The sequence below is a fragment of the Pseudomonas putida genome (assembly GCA_041879295.1).
Lineage (GTDB): Bacteria > Pseudomonadota > Gammaproteobacteria > Pseudomonadales > Pseudomonadaceae > Aquipseudomonas > Aquipseudomonas putida_Y.
The window spans coordinates 5,246,871-5,270,200 of the sequence record CP047152.1 but is presented as its reverse complement, the minus strand read 5'-3'; the positions used below and the strand labels follow the sequence as shown (position 1 = coordinate 5,270,200).

Genomic DNA, 23,330 nt, shown 5'->3' with positions numbered 1-23,330 from the left:
TTCTTATCCTCGTTATTGCCACGGTTGTGGCCTAAGCTGGCATCAAGAGTAGCTGTAGGATAATTCGGGTGCAACTAGGTGCAACCTGAATTTTTTGTGTAGAAGGTGCAACTCGTCCGATAGCCATTCCCGCCCCCTGAAAAGGGGCGTTTTTGGTGTGATTTATTCTGAAAAACCGGTTTTTTACTCCCGAAAGGAGCAAAAAATGGGCTTTGTCGGAAAATGCACTGGCAGGTGCAACTTGCAAAAGAAAAATGGTTGCACCTTCTTTGCGTTGTTGCATAGCATTCGCCGCCTGGGTGCAACCGCCATCGCTGCGGTTGTGCATGATAAAAACAAACGCCAGGGCACACGCATGGGCAATCCACTAACGATCACCTTCGTGATCTACATCGCAGCAATGGTGCTGATCGGCTTCGCCGCCTATCGCGCCACCAAAAACCTTTCCGATTACATTCTGGGCGGTCGCAGCCTGGGTAGCGTGGTTACCGCGCTGTCTGCCGGTGCCTCCGACATGAGTGGCTGGCTGCTGATGGGCCTGCCCGGTGCCATCTACTTCGCGGGCCTGTCCGAGGTCTGGATCGCCATCGGCCTGACGGTTGGTGCCTACCTGAACTGGCTGTTCGTGGCTGGCCGGCTGCGCGTGCAGACCGAGCACAACGGTGACGCGCTGACCCTGCCGGACTATTTCTCCAGCCGTTTCGAAGACAATAGCGGCCTGCTGCGTATCATCTCCGCCATCGTCATCCTGGTCTTCTTCACCATCTACTGCGCTTCCGGCATCGTTGCCGGTGCCCGTCTGTTCGAGAGCACCTTCGGCATGTCGTATGAAACCGCGCTGTGGGCTGGTGCAGCGGCGACCATCGCTTACACATTCATCGGTGGTTTCCTGGCCGTGAGCTGGACCGACACCGTGCAGGCCACGCTGATGATCTTCGCGCTCATCCTCACCCCGGTGTTCGTGCTGATCGCCACCGGTGGCTTCGACCAGACCTTCGCCGCTATCGAGGCGGTGAACCCTGCGAACTTCGACATGCTCAAAGGTGCCACCTTCATCGGTATCATCTCGCTGATGGGCTGGGGCCTGGGTTACTTCGGCCAGCCGCATATTCTGGCGCGCTTCATGGCCGCTGATTCGGTGAAGTCGATCGCCAAGGCGCGCCGCATTTCCATGACCTGGATGATCCTGTGCCTGGCGGGTACCTGCGCCGTAGGCTTCTTCGGTATCGCCTACTTCTCGGCCCATCCTGAACTGGCAGGCCCGGTAAGCGAGAACCACGAACGTGTGTTCATCGAACTGGCCAAGATTCTGTTCAACCCATGGATCGCAGGTGTCCTGCTGTCGGCCATCCTGGCCGCGGTCATGAGTACCCTGAGCTGCCAGCTGCTGGTGTGCTCCAGTGCCTTGACCGAAGACTTCTACAAAGCCTTCCTGCGCAAGAATGCTTCGCAGATCGAGCTGGTGTGGGTCGGCCGTCTGATGGTGCTGGCCGTGGCCCTGATTGCCATCACCATGGCTGCCAATCCGGAAAACCGCGTGCTGGGCCTGGTGGCCTATGCCTGGGCCGGCTTTGGTGCTGCCTTCGGTCCGGTGGTGCTGATTTCGGTGCTGTGGAAAGGCATGACCCGTAACGGCGCGCTGGCCGGTATCGTGGTGGGTGCGCTGACGGTGATCCTGTGGAAGAACTTCGACACCCTCGGGTTGTACGAAATCATCCCGGGCTTCCTGTTCGCCAGCATCGCCATTGTTCTGGTGAGCAAGCTGGGTAGCCCTTCGCAGGCGATGGTCAAACGCTTCGAAGCGGCTGACGCGGCGTATCACGCCGACAAGTAACACCCGTTGAATTGGCGGCGCCTGCTTTGCGGGTGCCGCCAATCAGCAGCCAGGCCTGACTCCGCCTGCAAGGCAAGGTAAACTTGCCGCCTTCGCAGGAGTTGCCATGAACTATCGTCACGCCTTCCACGCCGGCAACCACGCCGACGTCCTCAAACACATCGTGCTGACCCGCCTCATCGCCCTGATGTCGCGCAAGGAGCAGCCTTTCGCCTATATCGATACCCACGCAGGGCTCGGCCTGTACGACCTGCAGGGTGACCAGGCAAGCCGCACCGGCGAGTACCTGGAAGGCGTAGCCCGCCTGTGGAATCGCGATGACCTGCCGGCCATGGCCGACGACTACCTGCGCATCATCAAGCGCCTGAATGCCGATGGCGAGCTGCGCTACTACCCAGGTTCGCCGGAACTGGCACGTCGTCTGATGCGCCAGCAGGACCGCGCCCTGCTCAACGAGAAACACCCCGAAGACGGGCCGCTCCTCAAAGAAAACATGAAAAAAGACCCGCGCGTGACCGTGCATCTGGGTGAAGGCTGGCATGTGCCGCGGGCCTTGCTGCCGGTGCAGGAAAAGCGCGCGATCATGCTGATCGACCCGCCGTTCGAGCAGGCCGATGAGCTCAAGCGCTGCACCACTGCCATGAAAGAGGCGATTGGCCGCATGCGCCAGACGGTTGTGGCCATCTGGTACCCGATCAAGGACCAGCGTTCGCTGACCCGCTATTACCAGGACCTGACCAGCACTGGTGCGCCGAAACTGTTGCGGGTTGAGCTGTATGTGCATCACCAGGACAGCCCTCAGGGGCTGAACGGCTCTGGCCTGGCCATCGCCAACCCGCCGTGGGGGTTGGAGGATGAGCTTAAGGAGCTGCTGCCATGGCTGGCCAAAGAGCTGGCACAAACCGCCGGTAGTTACCGCATGGACTGGCTGATCGCCGAGTAAACCTGAGCGGGTTTGCCCGCGAACACCGGCAACGCCGGTGCCATCCACCGCGTGACGGCTTCGCGGGTGAACCCGCTCCCACAAGGGGGCGGTGTGCCTCCAATGTTTGCGTTATAATCCCGCCCTTTAGCCGCCATCCGCCCAAGAGGCCGCTGGCGCATTTCTACCGAATGAAGAGGCTAATCCCTTGGCATTGACGATTCTTGGCCTGTCCGGCGCCCTTAGCCATGACCCTTCCGCGGCCCTGTACATTGACGGCAAGCTGATTGCCGCCGCCGAAGAAGAGCGCTTCGTGCGTGACAAGCATGCGAAGAACCGCATGCCCTACGAGTCGGCGAAGTTCTGCCTGGAACAGGCAGGCATCAAGCCGTCCGACGTCGACGTGGTAGCCATCCCGTTCGCCCCGATCAGCCTGTTCGGCAAGGCGCGGTGGCACTATGCCAAGCGCTATTGGTACGCCCCGGATCGTGCACTCGATGCCATCCTGATGGGCAACCGTCGCTACAAGCGTTATCGCAAGAAGATCGTCTGGTGCCTGGAGCAACTGGGCTTTGACCCGAAAAAGGTCAAGATCGAGCCCGTCGAGCATCACCTGGCCCACGCTTCCAGTGCTTATCACTGCTCGGGCTTCAAGGAAAAAACCGCAATCCTGGGCATCGACGGCAAGGGCGAGTACGCCACTACCTTCTTTGGCTACGGTGAAAACGGCAAGATCCACAAGATCAAGGAATTCTTCGACCCTGACTCGCTGGGTGGCCTGTACGGTGCCATCACCGAGTTCCTGGGCTTCGAAATGCTCGATGGCGAGTTCAAGGTCATGGGCATGGCGCCGTATGGCGACGCAAGCAAGTATGACTTCTCGCGTCTGGCCAGTTTCGAGAACGGCGAGCTGGTCATCAACACCGAGTACGCCAACGTTATCGGCCTGCGCCGCTATAAAGAGAAGGGCAAAGGCTTCTACTTCTCGCCGAAGCTGATCGAATGGCTGGGCCCCAAGCGCGAAGGCGACATCGCCGACGAGCCGTACATCCATTACGCCGCTAGCATGCAGGCGCTGTTCGAGAAACTGGCGCTGCAGATGATCGACCATTACCTGGGCGACACCCTGCGTGAAACCGGCAAGCTGGCCTTCGCTGGCGGCTGTGCGCTGAACGTCAAGCTCAACCAGAAAATCATCGCCCGTCCGGACGTGAAAGAGTTGTTCGTCCAGCCAGCCTCCGGCGACGCCGGGACTGCCGTTGGCGCCGCAGCCTATGTTTCGCACGCCCGTGGCGTTCCGGTCGAGAAGATGGAGCACGTCTACCTCGGCCCGTCGTACTCCAACGAAGACGTGATCGCTGCCTGCGCCCGTCACCCGAACCAGCCAAAGTGGCGCAAACTCGAGAACATGCCGCAGCAGATCGCCCAGATCATGGTCGACGGCAACCCGGTAGCCTGGTTCCAGGGCCGCATGGAGTTCGGGCCGCGTGCCCTCGGTGGCCGATCGATCATCGGCTGCCCGAGCGTGGAAGGCGTGGCTGACCGCATCAACCACCAGATCAAGTTCCGCGAACGCTGGAGACCTTTCTGCCCGTCGATGCTCGACACTGTCGCCCCGCAGATGATCAAGGTCGACCATCCCGCGCCGTTCATGACCTTCACCTTCGAAGTCGCTGAAGAGTGGAAGACCCGCGTGCCGGAAGTGGTGCATGAGGACGGCACTTCGCGTGCCCAGGTGCTCAAGCGCGAGTACAACCCGCGCTACTACGACATGATGAAGGCGCTGGAAGACCTGACTGGCAACGGCGTGTCGCTGAACACCTCGCTGAACCGTCGTGGTGAACCGATGATCTGCTCGCCGACCGATGCGTTGAACATGTTCTTCGGCTCGGACCTGCAGTACCTGATCATGGAAGACATCCTGGTTGTGAAGGACGGCGCGGCCCCGTATGACCAGCCGCTCTGAACCGCGCATCCTGCAGTTCTGCCATGGCTATGACGGGCCGTTCCTGGACTGTGCCCGTCAGTACGCCAGCCTGTTTCAGGGGCGTGGGTACCAGGTGACTACGGTGTTCCTCACCGGCGCCGCCGACGCGCAGGTAGCGGCTGGCTGTGCGTCGGAGGAGGTGCTGTTCCTTGAGTTCAGTTCCAAGGACGTGCGTGGTCTGAAACTCGGCGCCATCCGCGCATTGCGGCGCATTGCGGCCGAACGCAATTTCGCTTTCTGCATCGCCCATCGCTTCAAGCCGATCTACGTTGCCCTGCTGGGCACCGGCCTGCCAGTGATTGGTGTGCACCATGCCTTTGGCGACTACCAGCGCAAAGGCCGCCGCCTGTTCGCGAACCTGTTCAGCAAACGTCTGAGCCTGCTGGGTGTTTCGGACGCGGTACGTGACGATATGCGCCGTTGCTTGCCTCAGTGGCCGGCCGAGCGCATTCAGACCCTGTACAACCGCATCGACATCGACGCCCTGCAATCAGCCCTGGTGCCGCGCGCTGACGCACGCCAGGCCTTGGGCCTGGATGCTCAGGCGTGGATCGTCGGCAATGTTGGGCGCCTGCACCCGGACAAGGATCAGGCCACCCTGTTGCGCGGTTTTGCCCAGGCACTGCCGGGGCTGCCGGCTGGCGCCCGCCTGGCAATCCTCGGCAAGGGGCGTCTGGAGGCCAAGCTCATGGCGTTGGCCGCCGAGCTTGGTATTGCCGGGCAAGTCGACTTTCTTGGCCAGGTGCCGGATGCGCGCCGTTACTTTCAGGCGTTCGACGTGTTCGCTTTGAGTTCGGATCACGAGCCGTTCGGCATGGTTCTGCTTGAAGCGATGGTTGCCGGTGTACCGGTGCTGGCCACGGCCTGTGGTGGTGCCCGCGAAGTGGTCGAGGGCGTTGGCGTTCTGTTCCCGCTGGGCGACGCCGCGCAGCTGGCCCAGGGCCTGAAGCACATGGCCGTACTGGATGCTGAACAGCGCCAGGTCTGCGCCAGGCACATGCTGCAGCGCCTGCGTGAGCGTTTCTCTGATCAGGCGGTGCGCGAGGCCTTCTGGCAACTCCCGCAGGTGCGCGCGTTGGTGGGGCAGGCCTGATGCTCAATCGTATCCAGGCCTTCCGCGAACGCGGTTGGCAAGCTATCGATGCCAAGGCTTATGGCCAGGCGTGGGCGCGCTTTGGCGGCAGTGTCGCCACCCATCCGCTGGTGGTCGAGCAACTGGCGGACCTGGCACAAATCCCGGTGCGTTACCTGGGCTGGCATCAGGCTGGCGAGCTGAAAGCCGCGATCCCGGTCTGGGGGCGTCACCTGGCGCTGTCCAAGGACGTGCTGAAGCGTGCTGGCAAGAAAGCCCTGTTCGACCTCGGCAACGCCGAGATCATCCTGCCGGCGGCGCCTGATGCCGCTGCGCCGTTGCGCCATACCGTGCGTTACCTGTCCGAACTGAACCTGGGCCGCTTCAACGGCCTCAAGGCGCAGAAGGAGCAGTTGGCCATGGCCCGGGCGCCTGAAGACCTGTCGAAGAAGTTCCGCTACAACCAGCGCCGTGAACTTCGCCTGCTGGAAGAGGCGGGTGGTGTGGTACGTCCGATCAGCGACTTCAGTGCTCAGGAAATCGCCAGCATGTACTGCGACCTGTTCCTGCGCCGCTGGGGCTTCCCTGCCACCGGTGCCGAGCGTATGGCCGATGTGCTGGAGCGCCTGCGTGAGCTGCTGATCGGCTCGGTGTTGCTGCTGGACGGTAAGCCGATTGCCATCCAGTTGGTGTACCGCGTCGAAGCGCCGGAGTGGATCAGCGTCGAGTACATCAATGGCGGCGTCGACCCTGAAACCAAGGCCTTCAGCCCAGGCAGCGTGCTGAGCTTCCTCAATACCCAGGCCGCCTGGGAAGATGCCCGGACGCGCAACAAGCCGCTGCGGTTCTCGTTCGGCCGTGCTGACCGTGAGTACAAGGACCGCTGGTGCAACCCTGTGCCGGTGTATCAAGCGTGAGCCGCAAGCAGCAGTTGCTCAAGCGCCACCGGCGCAACAAACGCCTGGGGCTGCTGGCGGGCCTGGTTGCGCTGGTCGCCCTCGGTGTTTTCAGCTGGTGGTGGCTGCCGCTGCTGTTGTTGCCGCTGCTCTGGGCTGCCCATGAGGCCTGGTTTGCCGACCACCTGTTCTATGCGCCGGGTGAGGACTATGCCTACGACTTCGGCGATCAGGTGCAGCAGGTTCCTGCCAGCCTGCACGATGGCTGGCTCAAGGCTGAGTGCATGCTGCAAGGCGACGAAACCCTGGTGCTTGAACTGCGGCTAAAAAGCAGCTGGTTGGGGCGCTTTCTCGACCCTCGGGTTGAGTTACTGGCTGGCGAGCAGGCCGATCGGCAAGCCTTCGAGCGTGGCGTCGATGGCGTGCGTTTCCTCAACCTGACGGGGCTTGCTGCGCCATTGCAGGCCGGCACGTTGCGCCTGCGCGGCCGGCATTGCAAGTTGCAGGGTCAGTTGCGCCTGTGGATAACCCCTTCGATCGAGCTGCAGCGTCGCCGGGTGATGGTGATCGCGCCACATGCCGACGACGCCGAGTTGGCCGCGTATGGTTTGTACAGCCAGGCCGACGAAAGCTGGGTGGTGACCCTGACCGCCGGTGAGATAGAGGCCGAGCACTATCAGCAGATGGGCCTGGCAAAGGCCGAGGCCGCGCGCCTGAAAGGTCGCCTGCGTGCCTGGGACAGCATCGCCGTGCCGCGTTGGGCCGGTGTGCCGGAGTCGCGTTGCATACAGCTGGGTTACTTCTGCCTGCAGCTGCCTGCCATGCAGGCCGCACCCGATCAGCCGGCCGCCTCACGTGAGGCAGACCTGGCTGATATCCGCGTGTTCCGCCAGTTAAACCCGTTCCCGTTACCGGGCGACCGTGATGGCGCACCCACCTGGCACAACCTGCTGGCCGACCTGCGAGCCTTGCTGGAACTGGCCAGGCCAGAGGTGCTGGTGATGCCGCACCCGCAGCTAGACCCCCACCCGGACCATATCTGCGCTCAGGTGGCGGTGCTGGAAGCCTTGCACGGTATGGCCTGGCAGCCACAAACCTTGCTGTGCTACGCCAACCACCTGCACGATAACGACCGCTGGCCGATGGGCAACAGTGGCGATGGCGTGGCCTTGCCGCCGCAATTGAGCGCCGCCCAGGCCTGGGCACCCTGCAGCCTGGTGCTGGATTGCGCGACCCAGCGCGACAAGGCCATGGCCCTGGGCATGATGCACGACCTGCAGCCCCCGGCACCGTTCAAGCGCCGCCTGCGCCGCGTGCTGCAACGCTGGCTTGCCGGGCGACAGCCATCGCCTTACGGGGAGAACGAATTCTTCCGCAAGGCCGTGCGCCGACACGAACTGTTCTGGCGGCGTGAGCTGTAAGCACGCCCCATGGTTGACCGCGAAGGCGCAGAGCGCCCAAGGAAAGCAATGAAAGTCCTATTTCTGGTACAGAAGGAACAGCGGGCCATTCTTGACCGCCTGTACGATGGCGTCGCGGCCAACTGCGAGTGCGACCTGCGCTGGCTGACCAGCCAGGATCAGCGCAACCTGCGCCGCTACTTCAAGCGAGAGGTGCAAGTCGAGCGCTATGACCGCATCGTGTTCTTCCTGCGTTTCAAGCAGGAGATCCGTCAGGTGGCCTTTATCCGCACGGTGCCGAACCTGGTGATTCTCGAGCACGACGCCTACCAGAACTACATCCCGTGCAAGTACACCGGCAAGTTCAGCGCTCATTACCGCCAGTTGCCATGGGCGCGGGTGATCAGCTCCGGCTATATGGTCAGCGAGCGCCTGCGCCAGGAAGGTTTTGACGCGGTGTTCGTGCCCAAGGGCTATGACGAGCAGTTGCTGGCCGACCAAGGGCGCGAGCGTGACATCGAGCTGGCCTTTGTCGGCAGCGTCAACAGCGTGGCCTATAGCGGCCGCAAGGCACTGCTGGACGAGTTGGGGCAGGTCGAGAACCTGCTGGTAACCCGTACCAAGTCGGGCGAGGACTACTGCAACACGCTCAACCGTATTCGTTTCTTCGTCAGTGCCGATGTCGGCATGGGCGAATACATGATCAAGAACTTCGAAGCCATGGCCTGTGGATGTGTGTTGCTGGCGTACGACCAGGGCGAGGAAGAGAACTGTGCGCTGGGCCTGCAAGACATGCACAACGTGGTGTTCTATGACAACATCCCGACCCTTCAGGAAAAGCTTCGTCACTTGCGCGAGAACCCCGAGCTGGCACGGCAGATTGCAGAAAATGGCCGCCAACTTGCGGTTTCCCGTTTTAGTTTCGGCGCAGTTGGACGTAGCATCGTCGACCACATGCGCCCGGCGCTCAGGCCCCACCCGCCATTGTCTGCATGGCAGCGGCTGCGCCTGAAGCTGGGCATCTAAACAAGAGCTTTCGCGCCCAGGAGCGGGTCGTTGAAGGCCGATAGTCGTAATGCGGAGGGAATCCGGTGCGCTTTTCAAATGAGAGTGACGTCACGCTCGTCGTGACCAGTTGTGGGCGGTTCGATCTGCTCAAAGACACCCTTGAGAGTTTCGATCGCTACAACACCGCGCCCATTCGCGAGGTATTCATCACCGAAGACTCTGGCGACGATGCTGTGCATGCCGCTGTGCCGGAGCACTGGAAGCCGCACTGCAAGGTGTTCGTCAACCGGCCCAAACTTGGTCAGTTGCCGTCTATCGACCTGGCCTACAGCCACGTGAAGACGCCTTACATTTTTCACTGCGAAGACGACTGGCAATTCTACCGCCAAGGCTTTGTCGAAGACTCGCGGGCCATCCTGGATGTCAGTCCCCACCTGCTGCAGGTGTGGTTGCGCAGCCATGCCCACGATCTGGCCATCCACAGCCCGTACATCCACTTGGGCGATCGTCAGGTGATCGCCGGGGTGCCGTGTTATCCGCTGCTGTCCGACAAGGCCGAGTGGCAGGCGTTCTCGCTCAACCCTGGGCTGCGCCGATTGAGCGATTACCAGCGCTGTGCGCCGTTTGCCGCCTATGCTGGAGAAAAGGCGCTTTCCCGTCGCTACGCTGAGTTAAATCTGACGGCGGTCACCTTGGAGGGTGATGCAGTATTGCACACTGGATTCGGCAATCACGTGACCTTGCCCATTGAAGTGGAGCGTAAGGCCAAGCGTCGTCAGCGTGATCGGATGAAGCTGGCGTTGGCGCTGGTTGCGGGGGCCTTGATCGGCATGGGAATCACCTTTTTTGTTCAATGAAGTCACTGTCCCACCTGACTTGAGCGGGAGAGGACCCATGAACATCGTCAATATGATGTGGGCGGGTGGAACGCCCTACATGTCGATTCACAGGGTGCATCGGCAGGTCTTGTCGAACGCGGGTGCCGACGCCCGGATCAGTAATTGGCTGCTGCTGGGGAGCGGGCTCTGCTGTGGGCTCGGTTCGACCCGCGAATGGCATATGCCCTCACGTGCGCTCAAAGGGCGGCACTTGTGGCGCTTGCTGCGCCCATGGCTGCGCATGCGGTTGCGCAAGGCACTGGCCGAGGCCGGGGCAGAAATCGTGCTGCTCGATGGTATTGGCGTCGCTCGGTTGGTGCTGCCGTTGTTGCAGCGTATTCCCCACGTACGTGCCAAGGTACTGTTCCATGGCACGACGCGTCTGAATGCCAGCGATATCCGCTTGTTGCAGATGTTTCCGTCCGAGCGGCTGAGTATTGCGGCGGTATCACGGACGTTGGCCGAGTCGCTGGAGTGTGATCTGGGTAGGCCGGTGCAGACACTGCGCATGGCGCTTGACCCGCGTGCATTCGTCGAGCCTTTGCTGAGCCGTGATCAGGCCAGGCAGGAGCTGCGGTTGCCCCACGGCGCCGGAGTGATGCTGGGTGCGGTAGGGCGGTTGGTAGAGAGTAAAGGTTTCGAGATGCTGATCGAAGCATTCGCCAGGGCCAGTGCGCGGCAGCCGGACCTGCAACTGGCGATCATTGGCGAGGGGCCGCAGCATGCCATGTTGCAGCAGCGTATCAACGCGCTGGGCCTGGCTGAGCGCGTTCATCTGCGCGGTCACCGCGAAGACCTGCAGCAGCTGTACCGGGCATTCGACTGGCTATTGGTGCCTTCGCGTTCCGAAGGCCTGGGGCTGGTGGTGCAAGAAGCGGTGATGGCCGATGTACCGGTGGTGTGCAGCGACCTGCAGGTGTTCCGCGAGCAGTTGCACGATACGGGTGGCTACCTGCCGGTTGCCGACGAAAGCGCCTGGGCTGAGGCGATCGAGCGCTGTGCGGTGCTCAGTGCATCGACGATCGCCGCGAAGCAGCGCCAGGCACTGGCGCCGGAGCAGGCCTGGCAGGCGTTCTGCAGCGGCTCGCAGAGCCTGTTGCGCAGTTGACGCTCAGCGTGTCAGCAAGGCTGCCTCGAAGGCGGCAAGGGGGAACCGGTCGCCCAGGTTCTCCCGCTCGATATAGCGCACCATGTGCTGCACATTGCGTCGAATCATGCGAGCCGACAGCGGCGGGCGTAGAAAACGCATGTCGGCCACGTCGATCAAGCCCAGACGCTGGTCGGGGGTGACCACCACATTGCCCAGGTGCAGCGAACGGAAGTAAACGCCGCTGCGGTGCAACTGGCGGATCAGTTCGATCAGGCGTGGCAGGTAAATGTCCCAGCTGAATCCGTCGTCGCGCGACATCTGCAGCAGTGTCCGCCCAGGTAGCGGGCGATACAGCACCGCAGTGCGGCCCGGCAGGTCGAGTTTGTGCTGGCTGATCACTTCGAGGGTGGGGATGCCCAGTTGCGTCAGGCGCGCGGCGTTATCGACGAAGCGCTGCGAGTAAGGGCGTAGCAGTGCAGATGAAATCAGCCGCTTCCTGCGAAAAACCTTGAGGAAATTTCCATCTGTGAGCAGGTAGACTTTGGCGCCATGGCTGTCTGCCTCAAGCACCTGTGCGCCAAGTGTCAGCTGATCGAAGTCGACCTGGGTGAGCCGGGAGCATTGCATGAATAGGGCCTTGTCGTCTGGCGAGCAAAATGACCGGCAATAATGCCGAAAATAATGTTGTAGCACCATGGATGGTGTTTTTGATTCATCGGGGGAAAGGATGTTGTATCAAAAAAACTGGGCACGAGCCTGGTTAGGATTGGGTCTGGTCTGGTTCCTGGCGGCGATTGCCCTGGCACCCAGCAACAAGGTTTATCAGCAAGGTCTGGTGTTGTTCTTGTGGCTGCCAACGCTGGTATTGGCCTGGTCGGCCCGAGGTGTGCTGGTGCAAGCCTGGGGGCGGCAACCGGCGCTGTGGGGGGGTGTGCTGCTGCTGCTGGCCTGGAGCGGTCTGAGCCTGGCCTGGTCGCCCGCCGAGGAGCCCGGGCGCGAGCTCAAGCGCTTGCTCTACATCCTGGTGTTCCTGCTGGCGTTTCCGTTGTTGGCCCAGCTTGGCCAGGCCCGCATTCGTCAGCTATTGCTGCTTGGCAGCGCGTTGCTGGCCCTCGCTGCGTTGGTCTCCATCCTCAAGTTCTATGGGGTGCAGCATAAGCCTTTGCTGGTCAGGCTGGCGGGTATTGGCGAGATATCCCACCCCATCCTGGGGGCTTATGTCATTGGTTCGGCCTTGCTCTTGATGCTCTACGAGCCACCTCGGCACTGTGGCTTGCAGTTGTTGTGGCTGGCGGCACTGGCTTGCCTGGGTGCCTTCGCCATTTTCAGCCAGAGCCGTGGCGCGATTCTGGCACTGGTGATTACCGTGGTAATGGCGCCGCTGTGGTTCCGTGACCGCCACAGCCGGGTGTTTTCTGTTCTGGCATTGCTTGCCACCGGCCTGGCCTTTTTGGCCGTGTACGACCTTATCGCCCACCGGGGTTCATCCTATCGGCCGGAAATTTTCCATGCCGTGGTCGAGATGATTGCCGCGCACCCTTGGACTGGTCTTGGCCTGGGGGCTCACTACGAAGTGAGCGCCGTCGGCAAACACTTCGATCACTCCCACAACATGTTCACCCATGTTGCCGTTGAAATGGGCTTGCCCGGCATGTTGCTGTGGGTAATGGTATGGCTGCTTACGCTGGGCGAAATCGTGCGCGCCCGCGGCACCCTGTTCGGCAAGGTCCTGCTGGGGTTCTGGGTATACTCGACCCTGGCCATGCAGTTCGATGCCGCCAGCCTCACCGGTACGCCACGTGCCGAATGGTTCATCAGCTGGCTGCCGGTGGGCCTTGCCATGTTGCTGCCATGGGGGCGTGCCGAAAATGACGCCTGTGGTAAAATTGCCGGTTCAACCTGAACAGCGAGCTCGATAATGGCCGAAACACCGCGACCAGCGGAGCACACCTCCAGCCTGAAGATCTACTTCCGGCTGTTGAGCTATGTGAAACCCTATGTCGGCATTTTCCTGCTGAGCATTGTCGGTTTCGTGATCTTTGCCTCGACCCAGCCAATGCTGGCCGGCATTCTCAAGTACTTCGTCGATGGGCTGAGCAACCCCGAAGCGGTATTGTTCCCCAACGTACCCTACCTGCGTGACCTGCAATTGCTGCAGGCGGTGCCGCTGCTGATCATCCTGATCGCTGCGTGGCAGGGCCTTGGCTCGTTCCTCGGCAACTACTTCCTGGCGAAGGTCTCTCTGAGCCTGGTGCATGACCTGCGAGTGGCTTTGTTCAACAAGCTGCTGGTGTTGCCCAACCGCTACTTCGACAACCACAACTCCGGGCACCTGATTTCGCGCATTACCTTCAATGTGACCATGGTCACCGGCGCTGCTACCGACGCCATCAAGGTGGTGATCCGCGAAGGCCTGACCGTGGTGTTCCTGTTTGCCTATCTGCTCTGGATGAACTGGCACCTGACCTTGGTGATGGTCGCCATCTTGCCGGTGATCGCGGTTATGGTCAGCATCGCCAGCAAGAAATTCCGCAAGCAGAGCAAGAAGATCCAGGTAGCCATGGGCGACGTCACCCACGTTGCCTCGGAAACCATCCAGGGGTACCGCGTGGTCCGTAGCTTCGGTGGCGAGGCCTATGAGGAGCGGCGATTCGACCAGGCCAGCCAGAGCAACACCGACAAGCAACTGCGCATGACCAAGACCGGCGCGCTGTACACACCGATGCTTCAGCTGGTGATCTACAGCGCCATGGCTGCGCTGATGTTCCTGGTACTGTTCCTGCGCGGGGATTCTACTGCCGGTGACCTGGTGGCCTATATCACCGCTGCCGGCCTGCTGCCCAAGCCTATTCGCCAGTTGTCGGAAGTCAGCTCGACCATCCAGAAGGGCCTGGCAGGTGCCGAGAGCATCTTCGAGCAACTGGACGAAGCACCCGAAGTGGACACCGGTACTGTCGAGAAGGAACGCGTGGAAGGGCGCCTGGAAGTGCGTAACCTGAGCTTCACTTACCCGGGTACCGAGCGTGAAGTGCTGAGCGACATCAGTTTTGTAGCCGAGCCCGGGCAGATGATCGCCCTGGTCGGCCGCTCCGGCAGTGGCAAGTCTACCCTGGCGGCCCTGATCCCGCGTTTCTATCACCACGACAAGGGGCAGATCCTGCTCGATGGTGTGGAGATCGAGAACTATCGCCTGCGCAACCTGCGCCGCCATGTTTCGCAAGTCACCCAGCATGTCACCCTGTTCAACGACACCGTGGCCAACAACATCGCCTATGGTGATCTGGCTGGCGCGCCGCGCGCAGACATTGAGGCCGCCGCGGCCGATGCCTATGCCAAGGAATTCGTCGACCGGCTGCCAAAGGGCTTCGATACTGAAGTGGGTGAGAACGGTGTACTGCTTTCTGGTGGCCAGCGCCAGCGCTTGGCTATTGCCCGTGCGCTGCTTAAAAACGCGCCGTTGCTGATCCTCGACGAAGCCACTTCGGCGTTGGATACCGAGTCCGAGCGGCATATCCAGGCCGCTCTGGACCACGTGATGCAGGGCCGTACCACGCTGGTGATTGCTCATCGCCTGTCGACCATCGAGAAGGCCGACCAGATCCTGGTCATGGACCAGGGCCGCCTGGTCGAGCGCGGTACTCACGCCGAGCTGCTTGCGGCTAATGGCCATTATGCCCGCCTGCATGCCATGGGGCTGGATGAGCCGGCCAAGGCCGATATCACCTGAACCCTCCTTGATCGGGGCCGTCATGGCCCCGATTGTCACGGGAATTTTCCAGGGATGATCTGGCCATAAAGCCATTGCCTACCCTGTGCTAATATCCTGCCCCTGTTCATTATTTCCATATGGGTTGCCCATGAAGTTGTCCATGCCGCGTTTCGATCAAGCCCCGGTACTGGTGGTCGGCGATGTCATGCTCGACCGCTACTGGCATGGCGGTACTTCGCGTATTTCGCCCGAAGCGCCAGTCCCGGTGGTCAAGGTCGATCAGATCGAGGATCGCCCCGGCGGTGCGGCCAACGTTGCCTTGAACATTGCTGCGCTGGGCGCGCCGGCTTCGCTGATCGGTGTTACCGGCCAAGATGAAGCTGCCGACAGCCTGGCCAACAGTCTGCAGGCTGCCGGTGTCCGTTCGGTATTCCAGCGCATCGCGCATCAGCCGACTATCGTCAAGCTGCGGGTCATGAGCCGTCACCAGCAGCTGCTGCGTATCGATTTCGAAGAGCCGTTCGCCACCGACCCGCTGTCGCTGGGCGCGGAGGTCGATGGCCTGCTCGAAGGCGTCAAGGTGCTGGTGCTGTCCGACTACGGCAAAGGTGCATTGAAGAATCACCAAGACCTGATCCAGGCGGCGCGCGCCAAGCGTATTCCGGTGCTGGCCGACCCCAAGGGCAAGGACTTTTCCATCTACCGTGGCGCCAGCCTGATTACCCCGAACCTCAGCGAATTCGAGACCATTGTCGGCCGTTGCGTCGATGAAGCCGAACTGGTCGCCAAGGGCTTGCAGCTGCTGCAGGACCTGGACCTGGGTGCCTTGCTGGTCACCCGCGGTGAGCATGGCATGACCCTGCTGCGCGTTGGTCAGCCGGCGTTGCACCTGCCAGCACGGGCACGCGAAGTGTTCGATGTGACCGGTGCCGGCGATACCGTCATCTCCACCCTTGCCGCGGCCATTGCCGCAGGTGAGGACCTGCCCCATGCGGTGGCCCTGGCCAATCTGGCGGCGGGCATCGTGGTCGGCAAGCTGGGTACGGCTGCCATCAGCGCCCCTGAACTGCGCCGGGCCATCCAGCGTGAGGAAGGCTCCGAGCGCGGCGTGCTGGGCCTGGAGCAATTGCTGCTGGCCATCGATGACGCGCGGGCGCACAACGAGAAGATTGTCTTTACCAATGGCTGCTTCGACATCCTGCATGCCGGGCATGTCACCTACCTGGAGCAGGCGCGGGCTCAGGGTGATCGCCTGATCGTTGCGGTAAATGACGATGCCTCGGTAAGCCGCCTGAAGGGGCCGGGCCGGCCGATCAACAGTGTTGACCGGCGTATGGCCGTACTGGCCGGTCTGGGCGCAGTGGACTGGGTGATCAGTTTCCCGGAAGGCACCCCGGAAAACCTGCTGAGCCAGGTCAAGCCGGATGTGCTGGTGAAGGGTGGCGACTATGGCATCGACCAGGTGGTGGGCGCTGATATCGTCAAGGGCTATGGCGGCACCGTGAAGGTGCTGGGGCTGGTCGAGAACAGCTCGACCACGGCGATTGTCGAGAAAATTCGCAAGAACTGATCTGGCCTTGGGGTCGCTGTGGCGGCCCTCTGCAGGGGCGGGTTTACCCGCGCCTGCAAGAAGGTGAAAGCTCCCGGGATGTCACTTGTGCAGCGAAGTTCGCGCCCGCTCCAGCAGCGCTCGTGCCTTGTCGCCAAACCGTTGCAAGTGCGACGCCCGTTCAGGCGTGCGTTCCACCAAACCCTGCTGCTTCACCCAATCCTTCCAGCGTATCCGTTCATCTGCCACCACCCAGCCTTCCTGCCGGGCAAAACTCTCTGCCAGGTACAACCCACGCGTACTCGCTGGCACCAGTTCATCCTTTTTCAGCGTATACAGCTCTGCCAGTGGCTGGCCGTCCTTCAATGGCATCAGGTACAGGTCGGGCCGTTTGCGGTTGAGCCGCGCCACCAACTGGTCGCCCTCCAGCCGTTCGTCAACGTGGAACAAGCTGAGTTTCTTGGCGTCCCGGGGCACTTGCAGGCGCATGTCATAGATCAGCTGTAGCGAAGCGGTGGGCAGGTGCACATAGGCCCGTGGGCGCTCCAGTAGCATCAGTTTGCCGCAATGCACCGGGCGTGCGGCACCGGACTGGGGCGCCAGCACGAAGTGGGGTGTTTCGCGGTAGTGCAGGGCGGCGGCGTAGGGTACGGGCAGCCAGGTGTCGTTGAAGCGCCCGCCCAGCCAACCTTCCGGGGTTTCCAGCAGGCACTCCTCGGCCACTTCCTGTACAGCGGTGTGCAGCGGCAGGTTCAGCTCCTGCGCCGGCACATAACCGGAAATCAGTTTCAGCACCACATCGCCACGGTCTTGTCGGCGCTGACGCACCAGTACCCAGTAATCGCGGTTCTGCCAATGCAGCGTGAGGCGCACTGACACGCCCAGGTTGGCCAGTTCGACCACGAAATGTTGCGCGTCGGGTAACTGGATGGCCTTGCGCCGTTGCTGGGTCTGGGCAAAGTTCAGCGGCATGCCGATGCTTTGGTAGATCAAGCCTTCGGGCGTGGCCTCGACATGCAGTGGCAGTGTCTTGAAGTTGCTCGGGTTCTTGCGGATCAACGTTCGCGCCACGAGGCTCCTCCTTGCGTCGGGTCAGTCTCCAGGCCCTGAGTCGTAGGCCTGAGGTAACTCAATGCTGGCCCAGGATGCGGGCGACGGTGGCCACATTGTGGGCCAGGTGCAACGGGTTGATGGTGCCGACAATAGCACTGCTGACGCCCGGGTGGGCGAACAGCAGCTCGAAGCTGGCCTGCACCGGGTCGACACCCGGGGCCAGGCAGATGTGCCCGCTCGCCAAGGCCTTCTTTACCAGGATGGCCTTGCCGTGTTCGGCAGCGTAGTCCAGCACCGGGCGTTCTGCCTGTTCGTTGAGGTTGTAGGTGACCATGGCGCAGTCGCCTTGCTCCAGCGCTTTCAGACCGCCGGCGACGGTCTTGCCGGACAGCCCGAAACCGAGGATCTTGCCCTCCTGCTTGAGTTCGGCCAAGGTCTGGTAGACCTCCTGCTGTTCTAGAATGGCCAGGTCGTTGCCATCGGAATGCACCAGCACCAGTTCGATGCGGTCGGTTTCGAGCCGGCGCAGGCTGCGCTCCACCGAGCGGCGAGTGTGGGCGGCGCTGAAATCGAAATGCGACAGGCCTTCCTCGAACTCTTCACCGACCTTGCTGACGATTACCCATTCATCACGTTGGCCGCGCAGCAGCGGGCCCAGGCGTTCTTCGCTGTGGCCATAGGCCGGGGCGGTGTCGATCAGGTTGATGCCAAGCTCGCGGGCCTGAGCCAGTAACAGGCGGGCGTCTTCATCGCCGGGGATAGTGAAGCCCGTGGGGTACTTCACGCCCTGATCGCGACCCAGCTTGACCGTGCCGAGGCCCAGTGGCGAGACCTTGAGGCCGGTGCTGCCCAGCGGGCGATGGAATTTGTGCAGGGTTGGCAGGCTCATGGCAGCAGTTGCTCCCAGGCCGGTACGCCCAGCGGAGGGCGTGGCAGGTCGGTCAGGTCGGCCTGTGCTTGTGGACGAATGCCGTCGCGCTCCAGGTGGCTGATCACCCGGTCGCTGAAGTCCGGTGCCAGTGCCAGCTTGGTCGGCCAGCCGACCAGCAGGCGCTGCTGGTCGGCAAGGAAGGCGTTGTCCGGGCGTACTAGGCCGGATTGTGCCGGCTCAGCGCGGTCGACGCGCAGTGTGGCCCAGCGCACCAGGCTCTGGTCGACCCATGGCAGCAGGCTGGCGATTTCCTTCTGCGCTGCAGCAATCTGCGCTGCAGGCTCGCGCGCCACGCCATCGGCTTCGGCCAGGTCCCCACCGAGGTACCAGACCCACTGGCCATCGGCTGCCGGATGGGTGGTCACCGTCACCCGAGGCTTGGGCCCGCCGCCGAGGCAGTGGGCGTACAAAGGTTTGAGGTTCGGGCCCTTGGCCATGACCATGTGCAGCGGGCGGGTTTGCATGGCCGGCTGATCCAGGCCCAGCGCCTGCAGCAAGCCTTCGGTGCCGGCTCCGGCGCTCAATACGATGCGCTGGGCACGGATTTCCCGGTCGTCCACGCGCAGGCCAACCAACGCATCACCTTCACGCATGGGTTCGATGCGTTCACCTGCCAGCAAGGACTCGCCGGCCAGCTCGGCCAGATTGGCCAGCAGGCTCGGGACATCGATCACCAGTTCCGCCAGGCGATACACCTTGCCCTTGAACGCGCGGTCCTGCAGTGCCGGTGGCAACTGGTCACCCTTGACCTGGTCGACCCGGCCGCGCACGGCCTTGCTGGCGAAGAAGCTTGTGAGGTTGCCGGCCAAGGTGCCCGGCGACCACAGGTAGTGGGCATCGGAGAGCAGGCGGGTACGCCCGAGGTCGAGTTCGCCGTTGCCGGCCAAGGCCTCGCGCCAGCGGCGCGGCATGTCGGCGATGGCTTCCGAGGCGCCGGTCAGGGCGCCGTGCAGGGCGTATTTGGTGCCGCCGTGGATGATGCCCTGCGACTTGATGGTCTGCTCGCCGCCAAGGCTGGCGCGCTCCACCAGCACTGTCGAGTAGCCCAGGCGGCGCAGGCGGGCATTGAGCCAAAGGCCTGCGACCCCGGCGCCGACGATCAGCACGTCAGTGGAAATGGCAGATGGCATGGCGATACCTCGAAGACTGGGACAGCTGGCAAGTATACAGGGTCAGGCACACGGGGGATCGTGTGAGGGCTAACAGAGGCTCGCCTTGAGGTTTTTCGCGCTTGTTAGATCGAGCGCCGCCCGCGCGGCGCATCGCGAGCTGCGCTCGCTCCTACGTTTGTTTCGGGCCAATTATTTCTGGGGGATTTGCGCGCGGGCGCTTTGGGGCATGTCGCGATATTGCGCCGAACAAACAAAACGGCCGCGCGCGCCTGTCACGGGCGTTACTGGCCCGAAACAGACGTAGGAGCGAGCGCAGCTCGCGATGCGCCGCGCGGGCGGCGCTCGATTTCAGCAACGGCATAACATCCACGGCAAACATGCCCGGCCATTGCGCAACCTCATGCCATGCGGTGTGGCGTGCCATGCGCCATGGCTTTAAGGGTATGGCGTTAGAGGTGCGTCGTCTTGGAGACCGAGCGCCGCCCGCGCGGCGCATCGCGAGCTGCGCTCGCTCCTACGTTTGTTTCGGGCCAATTATTTCTGGGGGATTTGCGCGCGGGCGCTTTGGGGCATGTCGCGATATTGCGCCGAACAAACAAAACGGCCGCGCGCGCCTGTCACGGGCGTTACTGGCCCGAAACAGACGTAGGAGCGAGCGCAGCTCGCGATGCGCCGCGCGGGCGGCGCTCGATTTCAGCAACGGCATAACATCCACGGCAAACATGCCCGGCCATTGCGCAACCTCATGCCATGCGGTGTGGCGTGCCATGCGCCATGGCTTTAAGGGTATGGCGTTAGAGGTGCGTCGTCTTGGAGACCGAGCGCCGCCCGCGCGGCGCATCGCGAGCTGCGCTCGCTCCTACGTTTGTTTCGGGCCAATTATTTCTGTGGAATTTGCGCGCGGACGCTTTGGCGCATGGCTCGATATCGTGCCGTACGAACCAGGCGGCCGCGCGCGCCTCTTGCAGGCGTTACTGGCCCGAAACAAACGTAGGAGCGAGCGCAGCTCGCGATGCGCCGCGCGGGCGGCGCTCGATCTACCCGACACCCCAAAAATCAAGGCAAGCACCAGGCAGCCCTGGCACGACCTCCAGCCAGACGCAGGGCAAACATCAATGCCCAGCCGTCTTCGAAAACAGCTGAATCACCACCACGCCACCCACGATCATGGCCATGCCAAGCATCGCCGGCATATCCAGCTTCTGCCCATAGATCACCAGCGCCGCCACACTGATCAGCACAATCCCCAGGCCCGACCAGATGGCATAGGCAATCCCCACCGGAATGCTGCGTACCACCAGCGTCAGCATCCAGAACGCAATGCCATAGCCAACCACCATCAGCAGCAGTGGCAACGGCGTGCTCAGGCCTTTCACCGCCTTCATCGAGGCGGTGGCGATGACTTCGGCGCAGATGGCAATGGCGAGGTAGGTATAGGCATTCATGGCGGGATCCTCCGTTACTGAGCGGGCATTCTAGACGTTGCCTGGATGGGGTAAAGTCATTACCTATCAATTTGGGAGATAGGTTGATGGCCGAGCAGTGGAATCTTGAACAATTGCGTACCTTTCTGCGCGTTGCAGAACTGCGCTCGTTCTCCGCGGTGGCACGTGAGCAGCACAAAGCCCAGTCGGCGATCAGCAGCGCCATCGCGCTGCTCGAAACAGACCTAGGGGTCACCCTGTTCGAGCGCAGCAGCGGCCGGCAACCGAAACTGACTGAAAATGGCAGCGCCTTGCTGGAAGACGCCCGCGAATTGTTACGCCAGTGCGAACGCCTGGATGGCCGCGCCCTGGCCCTGATGCGCGGGCAGGAGGCCTTGCTGCGGGTCGCGCAGGACGAAGCCATGCCATATCAGCCGGTGATCGACAGCCTTGACGAACTGGCTAGCCGCTACCCGTTCCTAGAGGTGCAATTGGCCAGTGGAGCCCAGGGCGATGTGGCGCGCAAGCTGGTGGAGCGGCGCGCCGATCTGGGCCTGTTCTTCCTCCACGAAAGCATCCCGGCTTCCTTGGAACGCCGTGCCTTGGGCAGCGTGGAGATGGTCACGGTGTGCGCGGCCGGCCACCCGCTGGCAGGCGAAGGCCGGGTCACCCGCCAACAATTGGCCCGCCACCGGCAGTTGCTGATCACGCCACAACAAAGCGGTTACCCTGGCGGCGAGGCGATCAGCCCGCAGGTATGGCGTGCCGACAGCTTCTACGCCATGGCCGAACTACTGATGCGCGGCCTGGGCTGGGCCTGGTTACCCCGGCATGTGGTGCAGTACCCGACCTACCAGGCGCACATGGTCGAACTGGACAGCGATTGGCGGCCGCCGGCTTTGGTGGCGGAGCTGGCCTGGCGCCGTGATGAGCCTCTGGGCCCGGCCGCGCAGTGGCTGGCCGAGCGCTTTGCAGTGCACCTTCGCGCGATCGGGTAGAATTCGCCGCCATGAACAGAACTCTCTATACCTTGTTGTTTCACCTGGGCCTGCCGCTGGTTGCGCTGCGCCTGTACCTGCGCGCGCGCAAGGCGCCGGCCTATGGCCAGCGTATCGGCGAGCGTTTTGCTTTCAAGCTGCCGGCCATGCGCCAGGGTGGCATCTGGGTGCATGCGGTATCGGTGGGCGAGAGCATTGCGGCCGCACCCATGGTGCGTGCCTTGCTCAAGGCTTATCCGGAGCTGCCGATCACACTGACCTGCATGACCCCTACCGGCTCTGAACGCATCCGCGCCATGTTCGCCGACGAACCGCGCGTGCAGCATTGCTACCTGCCCTACGACCTGCCTTGGGCGGCGGGGCGTTTTCTCGATCATGTGCAGCCTAAGCTGGGCATCATCATGGAAACCGAGCTTTGGCCCAACCACATTCACCAGTGTGCCAGGCGCGGCATTCCGGTGGCGCTGGCCAATGCGCGCTTGTCCGAGCGCTCGGCCCGTGGCTATGGGCGCTTTGCCAGGCTTACCCGGCCGATGCTGGCCGAGATGAGCCTGATTGCCGTGCAAACCGAAACCGAGGCCCAGCGCTTCCGTGACCTGGGTGCACGCCCTGAGCGCGTGCAAGTCACCGGTTCGATCAAGTTCGACCTGAAGATCGACGAACAGCTGCTGCCGCGCGCCAAGGCATTGCGTGAACAGTGGGGGGGCGGCCAGCGTCCTGTGTGGATCGCCGCCAGCACCCACGAAGGTGAAGATGCCTTGATCCTGCAGGCGCATCGGCAGTTGTTGCAGGTGCATGGCGATGCCTTGCTGATCCTGGTGCCGCGCCATCCCGAGCGCTTCAATGCAGTGCATGCGCTGTGCAGCGAGCAGTTCCCCACCGTGCGCCGCTCTGCCGGCACGCTGGTCGATGCGCAAACGCGGGTATTGCTGGGCGACACCATGGGCGAACTGCTGTTCCTGTATGCCCTGGCCGACATTGCCTTCGTCGGTGGCAGCCTGGTGCCGACCGGTGGGCACAATCCGTTGGAGCCTGCGGCGCTGGCCTTGCCGGTGCTCATGGGGCCGCATGTGTTCAACTTCCTCGAAATCAGCGCGATGCTGCGCGAGGCGGGTGCGTTGCAGCAGGTGGATGATGCTGACGGGCTGGCCGGCGCGGTGCGCCGTCTGGTGGAACTGCCGCAGGATGCCCAGCGCATGGGCGAGGCGGGCAGGGCGGTGATGCGGGCCAATCAGGGGGCTTTGCAGCGATTGCTCGAGGGTCTGGGGGCCTTGATCCGCTGATAATCGACATATCCACTCAAAGACCCGGTCTAGAGTGGGTATGTCTGATTCTGGTTATTTATTCCTACGGCGTAAGTTATAACTTCCTACACTGGATTTCTCGCCGTTAGGAAACTTCCTACGAATAGACTTTAAAAGTCAGAAGTGTCACACGCTTGTGTCGGAAGCTTGTAGGACGTTTGTC

Annotated in this window: 20 protein-coding genes; 14 read left to right on the top strand and 6 right to left on the bottom strand. The window is 62.3% G+C overall.

Annotated features, from left to right (window positions below):
- Positions 1 to 31: 31 nt before the first annotated feature.
- Complete coding sequence (locus GST84_24055) at positions 32 to 328, bottom strand: hypothetical protein (protein ID XGB15247.1); 297 nt, start codon at positions 326 to 328, stop codon at positions 32 to 34.
- 27 nt (positions 329 to 355) lie between these two features.
- Between GST84_24055 and putP the strand changes: the two genes are divergently transcribed.
- The 9 genes from putP (at position 356) to GST84_24010 (ending at position 11,105) form a co-directional block, all read left to right on the top strand.
- Positions 356 to 1,834 (top strand): sodium/proline symporter PutP, encoded by a 1,479-nt coding sequence (gene putP / locus GST84_24050; GenBank protein XGB15246.1) that lies wholly within the window; start codon positions 356 to 358, stop codon positions 1,832 to 1,834.
- A gap of 106 nt (positions 1,835 to 1,940) precedes the next feature.
- Positions 1,941 to 2,777 (top strand): 23S rRNA (adenine(2030)-N(6))-methyltransferase RlmJ, encoded by an 837-nt coding sequence (rlmJ, locus tag GST84_24045; protein XGB15245.1) that lies wholly within the window; start codon positions 1,941 to 1,943, stop codon positions 2,775 to 2,777.
- Between the two features lie 187 nt (positions 2,778 to 2,964).
- The gene (locus tag GST84_24040; protein ID XGB15244.1) at positions 2,965 to 4,722 is read left to right on the top strand and encodes a carbamoyltransferase; all 1,758 of its coding nucleotides are present in this window, start codon (positions 2,965 to 2,967) and stop codon (positions 4,720 to 4,722) included.
- Positions 4,706 to 5,836 (top strand): glycosyltransferase, encoded by a 1,131-nt coding sequence (locus GST84_24035; GenBank protein XGB15243.1) that lies wholly within the window; start codon positions 4,706 to 4,708, stop codon positions 5,834 to 5,836. The genes GST84_24040 and GST84_24035 overlap by 17 nt, the downstream gene beginning before the upstream one ends.
- Positions 5,836 to 6,732 (top strand): GNAT family N-acetyltransferase, encoded by an 897-nt coding sequence (locus GST84_24030; protein XGB15242.1) that lies wholly within the window; start codon positions 5,836 to 5,838, stop codon positions 6,730 to 6,732. Before GST84_24035 ends, GST84_24030 begins: the two co-directional genes overlap by 1 nt.
- Positions 6,729 to 8,132 carry a PIG-L family deacetylase gene (locus GST84_24025; GenBank protein ID XGB15241.1) on the top strand — a complete coding sequence of 468 codons (1,404 nt, stop codon included), beginning with the start codon at positions 6,729 to 6,731 and terminating at the stop codon, positions 8,130 to 8,132. Before GST84_24030 ends, GST84_24025 begins: the two co-directional genes overlap by 4 nt.
- A gap of 48 nt (positions 8,133 to 8,180) precedes the next feature.
- The gene (locus GST84_24020; GenBank protein ID XGB15240.1) at positions 8,181 to 9,137 is read left to right on the top strand and encodes a glycosyltransferase; all 957 of its coding nucleotides are present in this window, start codon (positions 8,181 to 8,183) and stop codon (positions 9,135 to 9,137) included.
- 65 nt (positions 9,138 to 9,202) lie between these two features.
- Positions 9,203 to 9,976, top strand: coding sequence for a glycosyltransferase family 2 protein (locus GST84_24015; GenBank protein XGB15239.1), 774 nt, complete (start codon positions 9,203 to 9,205; stop codon positions 9,974 to 9,976).
- A 37-nt stretch (positions 9,977 to 10,013) separates the two neighbouring features.
- A complete protein-coding gene (locus tag GST84_24010; protein XGB15238.1) occupies positions 10,014 to 11,105 on the top strand; it encodes a glycosyltransferase in 1,092 nt (363 codons plus the stop codon).
- Between the two features lie 3 nt (positions 11,106 to 11,108).
- On the opposite strand, the gene GST84_24005 is transcribed toward GST84_24010, so the two are convergent.
- A complete protein-coding gene (locus GST84_24005; protein XGB15237.1) occupies positions 11,109 to 11,714 on the bottom strand; it encodes a toluene tolerance protein in 606 nt (201 codons plus the stop codon).
- Between the two features lie 100 nt (positions 11,715 to 11,814).
- Here GST84_24005 and GST84_24000 point away from each other — a divergent pair, with 100 nt between their 5' ends.
- The 3 genes from GST84_24000 (at position 11,815) to hldE (ending at position 16,366) form a co-directional block, all read left to right on the top strand.
- On the top strand, positions 11,815 to 12,990 hold the full coding sequence (locus GST84_24000) for a polymerase (GenBank protein ID XGB15236.1): 1,176 nt from the start codon (positions 11,815 to 11,817) through the stop codon (positions 12,988 to 12,990).
- Between the two features lie 15 nt (positions 12,991 to 13,005).
- Positions 13,006 to 14,814, top strand: coding sequence for a lipid A export permease/ATP-binding protein MsbA (msbA, locus tag GST84_23995; protein XGB15235.1), 1,809 nt, complete (start codon positions 13,006 to 13,008; stop codon positions 14,812 to 14,814).
- A gap of 130 nt (positions 14,815 to 14,944) precedes the next feature.
- Positions 14,945 to 16,366, top strand: a complete 1,422-nt coding sequence (gene hldE / locus GST84_23990; protein ID XGB15234.1) for a bifunctional D-glycero-beta-D-manno-heptose-7-phosphate kinase/D-glycero-beta-D-manno-heptose 1-phosphate adenylyltransferase HldE — start codon at positions 14,945 to 14,947, stop codon at positions 16,364 to 16,366.
- A gap of 81 nt (positions 16,367 to 16,447) precedes the next feature.
- Here the strand turns inward: hldE and GST84_23985 are convergent, their stop codons facing one another.
- The 4 genes from GST84_23985 to GST84_23970 form a co-directional block, all read right to left on the bottom strand.
- Positions 16,448 to 17,416 carry a metal ABC transporter ATPase gene (locus tag GST84_23985; protein ID XGB15233.1) on the bottom strand — a complete coding sequence of 323 codons (969 nt, stop codon included), beginning with the start codon at positions 17,414 to 17,416 and terminating at the stop codon, positions 16,448 to 16,450.
- Positions 17,417 to 17,474: 58 nt separating this feature from the next.
- On the bottom strand, positions 17,475 to 18,287 hold the full coding sequence (locus GST84_23980; protein XGB15232.1) for an aldo/keto reductase: 813 nt from the start codon (positions 18,285 to 18,287) through the stop codon (positions 17,475 to 17,477).
- Positions 18,284 to 19,459: an FAD-dependent oxidoreductase gene (locus GST84_23975; protein ID XGB15231.1), complete on the bottom strand. Its 1,176-nt coding sequence runs from the start codon at positions 19,457 to 19,459 to the stop codon at positions 18,284 to 18,286. Before GST84_23975 ends, GST84_23980 begins: the two co-directional genes overlap by 4 nt.
- Positions 19,460 to 20,553: 1,094 nt before the next feature.
- Positions 20,554 to 20,886: a multidrug DMT transporter gene (locus GST84_23970; GenBank protein ID XGB15230.1), complete on the bottom strand. Its 333-nt coding sequence runs from the start codon at positions 20,884 to 20,886 to the stop codon at positions 20,554 to 20,556.
- 86 nt (positions 20,887 to 20,972) lie between these two features.
- On the opposite strand from GST84_23970, the gene GST84_23965 reads away from it, so the two are divergent.
- The gene (locus tag GST84_23965; protein XGB15229.1) at positions 20,973 to 21,863 is read left to right on the top strand and encodes a LysR family transcriptional regulator; all 891 of its coding nucleotides are present in this window, start codon (positions 20,973 to 20,975) and stop codon (positions 21,861 to 21,863) included.
- 11 nt (positions 21,864 to 21,874) lie between these two features.
- Positions 21,875 to 23,146, top strand: coding sequence for a 3-deoxy-D-manno-octulosonic acid transferase (locus tag GST84_23960; GenBank protein ID XGB15228.1), 1,272 nt, complete (start codon positions 21,875 to 21,877; stop codon positions 23,144 to 23,146).
- Positions 23,147 to 23,330 lie beyond the last annotated feature (184 nt).